Annotated in this window: 2 protein-coding genes; both read right to left on the bottom strand. The window is 69.6% G+C overall.

The annotated features are described in order from the left end of the window. Positions 1 to 107: 107 nt before the first annotated feature. Positions 108 to 833 carry a histidine utilization repressor gene (gene hutC, locus HUK84_RS18370; protein ID WP_176641521.1) on the bottom strand — a complete coding sequence of 242 codons (726 nt, stop codon included), beginning with the start codon at positions 831 to 833 and terminating at the stop codon, positions 108 to 110. Positions 834 to 864: 31 nt separating this feature from the next. Beyond that, positions 865 to 1,386, bottom strand: a 522-nt coding sequence (locus HUK84_RS18365) for an amidohydrolase family protein (protein ID WP_176641520.1), incomplete at its 5' end; no start/stop codon positions are given.

The following is a 1,386-nucleotide window of genomic DNA, read 5'->3' as shown; positions in this document are numbered from 1 at the left end:
GGAGTTCAAGCGCATCGCCATGCGAGCCTGCAAAACCGACCGGAGCTTCGAGGCGATGATATATCTCGCCGCAGGTGTCATCAACTCACGCTAAATCCCCACAGACCCTAGGGCCGGTACCGGCCGACGAAGCTGTAGCGGCTGCCCGAAGAGGTGAAGATCCCCTTCATCACCACCCGGCCGCCGACCCAGGTCCGCCGCATGAGCTGCAGGCATGCCTCGGGCTCGCGCAGGTCCAGCAGGGCGCAGATCGCGGGGTCCGGCGTGACCGCGAAGACGACATGTTCGACGTCCTCGGCCGCGGCGATGCGCGACAGGTAGCGGTGCGGGTGGGTGAGGGTGAAATCCTGGTCGAGAAAATCGGGGGCGAAATGCGGCGAGACGAACCGTTCCTCGACCTGGAGGGGGGTGCCGTCCTCGTAATGCACGATCACCGAGTGGAACAGCCGCGCGCCGGGGCGCTGTTCGAAGGCGGTGGCGAGGTCGCTGTCCGCCCGCCGTTCGTCCAGCGCGACGACGCGGGTGGTGTGCGTGTGGCCGCCGGCCGTGATGTCGTCGGCGATGTCGCGCAGTTCCAGCATTTCGACCCGCTGGCGGGGCTCGGCGACGAAGGTCCCGACCCCCTGGGCGCGGGTCACGACCCCTTCGGCCATCAGTTCCCTGAGCGCGCGGTGGACCGTCATCCGCGATACGCCCAACTGCTCGACCAGTTCGCTTTCCGACGGCAGGCGGCGGCCGGCCTGCCATTCCCCGGCCGCGATGCGCCCGGTTATGTAGAGCTTGACCTGCTCGTAGCGCGCGGCCGGCTTTTCCTGGGCGATGATGGGCGGCACGCTTGGCTCTCCCGCTAGCTTGGCTCTCCCGCTAGACAGAGTCTGCTTGAGATTGGGTTGGCGGCGCATCCGGCACGCCGGCGAAGATCCGCGCGGCGGGCCGCTGGCCGCCGATCCAGTAGGACAGTTCGTGCGGGCCGTCGATATCCCAGAGCGCCATGTCCGCGGCGAATCCCACGGCCAGCCGCCCGACCCTGTCCCCCAGCCCAAGGGCCGCGGCGGCGACATGGGTGTGCCCCGCCAATGCCTCGCCCGGCGTCAGGCGGAAGAGCGTGCAGGCCATGTTCATGATGCCGGTGGGGGTCAGGACGGGCGAGGTGCCGGGATTGCAGTCCGTTGCCAGGCCGATCCGCACCCCGTGGCGGCGCAGCAGCTCGACGGGGGGCGGCCGGGTTTCGCGCGTGAAGTAGAATGCCCCGGGCAGCAGGATCGCGACGGTGCCGGCCCGCGCCATCGCCGCGATGCCCGCCTCGTCGGCATATTCGAGATGGTCGGCCGACAGGGCCCCCCACCGCGCCGCCAGGGCGGAGCCGGACAGGTCGGACAACTGGTC

It is taken from the genome of Nguyenibacter vanlangensis, assembly GCF_013376155.1.
Lineage (GTDB): Bacteria > Pseudomonadota > Alphaproteobacteria > Acetobacterales > Acetobacteraceae > Gluconacetobacter > Gluconacetobacter vanlangensis.
This window is presented reverse-complemented; position numbering and strand designations above follow the sequence as displayed.